Genomic DNA, 3,085 nt, shown 5'->3' with positions numbered 1-3,085 from the left:
CGATAGAGCGAGTTGTCGTCGCGCCAGACGCGCACGTTGTAGCCGCCGGTCGCGGCGTGAAAGTGCAGCCAGTTGATCGACGGCGGAATGCCGACGGCCTGGTACTCGTCGTCCTCGAGATGGAACAGGATGTTGTCGCCGATAACGTAGCCGTCGTAATTGACAGCGACGAACTGCTTCGCCATGTCGACGGGAAATTTAGCCACGCTGTTGACGGCCAGCTTACTGATCAGCTTCAGCGCATCGGGACCCTTGATGTTCAGGTCGGCCATGTGGTGCGACTGATCGAACAGCACCGCCGTGCGGCGCCACGCCATCTGCTCGTCTCGCCAGTTCGTGAACTCCTGCACTACGCGCGGGACCACGGCCGGCGGGGCCTTCGATTCCCACAGGAGCTTGATTGGGCTACCGGCCTTCTGAATCGCCTGCTCGAGATTCTTCACCACGCTACGTTTACTCCGGTTATCCAGGTGCATCACACACCTGTCTCGTCGCGATGCCGCGGTGCGAGATTCTACTTCATGAGACGCGAAGCGAAGAAAAACTGCGCGCGTGATCGTCAGCTCGGGTCGGCGCACTCCGGGAGGGAACTGAAGAACCCGGGCGGCAACCAGGCGCCGTTCTCGACGTGCTCGTTGAGGGCCGCCGATTGCGACGACACGTTGTTGAACTCCATGATCGGGTCGCCGGCGGCCGATACGAGCAGCACACGGCCCTCCCCCGGCACCGTGATCAGCACGTTCCCGTTGGGCTGATACTGGTGGCTGCCCATCTCCGCCGAATAGAAGCGCGCTTTTCCGCCGTACATGTCGTCGGTGACGGCCTTGGTCTTCGGGTCGATCTTCAGAATGTCCGAGCGGCCGCGCCCCGTGTTGTTGCTGTAGACCGAGATCCGGCCGTCGGGCAGGAAATCCGGATCGTGCTGCTTGATCCACGGACCGACATTCCACCATTTGAGCTCGTACGTATCGGGATCGATGACGGCCACGAGGTCGAGCTCGCGAAAGCTCAGTAGCAAATCTCCCGCCTCGAACATCGGAAACTGCGGTGCCAAAGCCGCGCTCAGCACATCGACGTCGTTCGGGTGAAAGAAATCGGAATCGCGGTCCTCCGGGTCGGCGTGGAGGTGGTGGAACGGATAATCGGGGCGAATGCCTAACACGAACGCGTTCGGACCGAGCCGCTGGATGATGTCTTCGATGAGCCCGATCTCGCGGATCGTGGCGCCGGTCTCCGCGTCGAAGTTCAGCAAGTAGTGGTACTGCGCGTAGTGCGAGCCCTCCGCGCGCCAGACCCAGATGCTGCCGTCGTCTGCGACGGTCATCGAGTGATGGAAAATCCCCTCGCGGGTCCAGATGGGGTGGCCACAGGCGTCGATCCTCGCCATCACGTCGCCGCCGTCGAAGCCGACGATCACGGAGCCGTCGCGCAGCACCTGAAAGGCGTGCGGCATGTCGGTGCCGCTCGACGGCCCGCCGGAGTCGAGCGCGCGGTAGTCGATGCGCCAGGTATGAAGCTTCCGGCCCGACGTGTCGTAAGCCCAAGCAGCGTACGCATGCGTCGAGTCGTCGCTACCGAGGAATACGAACAGGCCGTCGCCGATACGAGCAGGATCGTGAATGGTGAACGCCTCGCGCGCGGCGCCTTTCGGCGGCTCGATCCGCCGGCCGCGCGGCACGATTTCGCCGGCGCGCACGATGCTTCCGACCGCGTACGACGAGTCCTGAATCAAGCGGAACGGCCAGATCTGATAGTGCGCGACGACGACGCCGTAGCCGAAAGCGCCGATCGCGACAATGAACGCCGCCGACGCCAGCTGTACGCGTTTTGCCGTCCGGTCGGACCTGTTCACAGCCAAGGAATCTCCTCCGAGCTACTCGCCCCCCGCGACCCGCACGAATGCAATGCCTGTGCCAGCCCCGACTTGGCGCCCAATTTGCATGCGTTCCGTCTAGACGGACCGAGATGCCGCAAGGAGGACGCGCATGAAACGTTTAGCCGTGGCGGTTTGCCTGTTGTCACTGGCCACGAGTGCCGAAGCGTATGTCGGCCCCGGAATGGGGCTCGGCGTGATCAGCGCGGTTCTCGGCTTTTTGACGGCGATCGTGCTGGCCCTCGCCGGTATGGTCTGGTACCCGGTCAAGCGCATGATCCGCGCGCGGCGAGGCGCCGCGCCCGTGGCCGCGCCCGGCGACGGTCGGTCGAGCCCCGAGCCGCGGACTTCCGGAACCGAGCAGTAGCAAGGGTCATGAGCGTCGCGGCGCTCATCCTGAGCAGCGTGATTTTCGTCGAAGCGTTCTTCCAGCTCCGCTTGGACAGGCAGACAAGAGCGGTCATTGCGATCTCGCGCGATGCCTTCGGCGCCCTCTCCGACGAACGGCTCGGCGACGACGAGAAGGAGGCCTGCGCACGGCGCGCGTCGCGTCTGATACTGAAGGCGACCTCGCTGATCGTCTTGAAGCTCGCGGCGATCGCTGTGGTTCTGTACGCGATTTTCCTCGGCGTCGCTTGGATCCATCCGTCGAGCGCCGCGAGCTTGTTCGCGGCCTTGACGTCGCCGGTCGTCCTCGTATCGGTAACGGCGGTTTCCTGCGGCTATGCCTGGGTGAGAAATGCGATTCTCGGATAGATACAGCACGGTCGAGCGCGCGCTCCACTACCTCGCCTTCTCGGTTCCGTTCGTGCAGAAGGCGCTGGCGGAGCTCGAGAACGATCTGTTCGCGCGCAACCGCGACCGATCGCGATCCGAGCGCGAGGTATTCATCACGGGTTTGCCGCGCGCGGGCACGACGCTGCTGCTCGACCTCCTCTACCGCACGGGCGAGTTCTGCAGCTTCACCTATCGCCACATGCCGTTCATCCTGGCGCCGCTGATCTTCGGGCGCGTCTCGAAGGCGAGCGCGCGCGCCGACCACGAGATCGAGCGCGCGCACGGAGACGGCATGCAAGTCTCGCTCGACAGCCCCGAGGCCTTCGAAGAGGTCTTGTGGCTCACGTACCTGCGCGATCGCATCGTTTCGGAGCGAACGCTCGAGCCGCTGACGATCGGGATGGTCTCGCAGGAATTCGAGGACGCGTTTCGCGC

General features: G+C 64.0%; 5 protein-coding genes. 3 read left to right on the top strand and 2 right to left on the bottom strand.

All coding sequences use genetic code 11. From position 1 onward, the window contains the following. Together VN706_00915 and VN706_00910 are read right to left on the bottom strand one after the other, a co-directional pair. The coding region (locus VN706_00915) for a hypothetical protein (GenBank protein ID HXT14156.1) at positions 1-446 on the bottom strand (446 nt) is incomplete at its 3' end. A gap of 113 nt (positions 447-559) precedes the next feature. Next, on the bottom strand, positions 560-1,852 hold the full coding sequence (locus tag VN706_00910) for an arylsulfotransferase family protein (GenBank protein ID HXT14155.1): 1,293 nt from the start codon (positions 1,850-1,852) through the stop codon (positions 560-562). 133 nt (positions 1,853-1,985) lie between these two features. Here VN706_00910 and VN706_00905 point away from each other — a divergent pair, with 133 nt between their 5' ends. The 3 genes from VN706_00905 to VN706_00895 all read left to right on the top strand — a co-directional run. Next, complete coding sequence (locus VN706_00905; protein HXT14154.1) at positions 1,986-2,240, top strand: hypothetical protein; 255 nt, start codon at positions 1,986-1,988, stop codon at positions 2,238-2,240. 8 nt (positions 2,241-2,248) lie between these two features. Further along, entirely contained in the window at positions 2,249-2,629 is a 381-nt protein-coding gene (locus tag VN706_00900; GenBank protein HXT14153.1) for a hypothetical protein, read from the top strand. Continuing rightward, positions 2,613-3,085: hypothetical protein (locus VN706_00895; protein HXT14152.1), on the top strand; the 473-nt coding region annotated here is incomplete at its 3' end. The genes VN706_00900 and VN706_00895, both read left to right, overlap by 17 nt.

It is taken from the genome of Gemmatimonadaceae bacterium, from assembly GCA_035606695.1.
Classification (GTDB): domain Bacteria; phylum Gemmatimonadota; class Gemmatimonadetes; order Gemmatimonadales; family Gemmatimonadaceae; genus JAQBQB01.
This window is presented reverse-complemented; position numbering and strand designations above follow the sequence as displayed.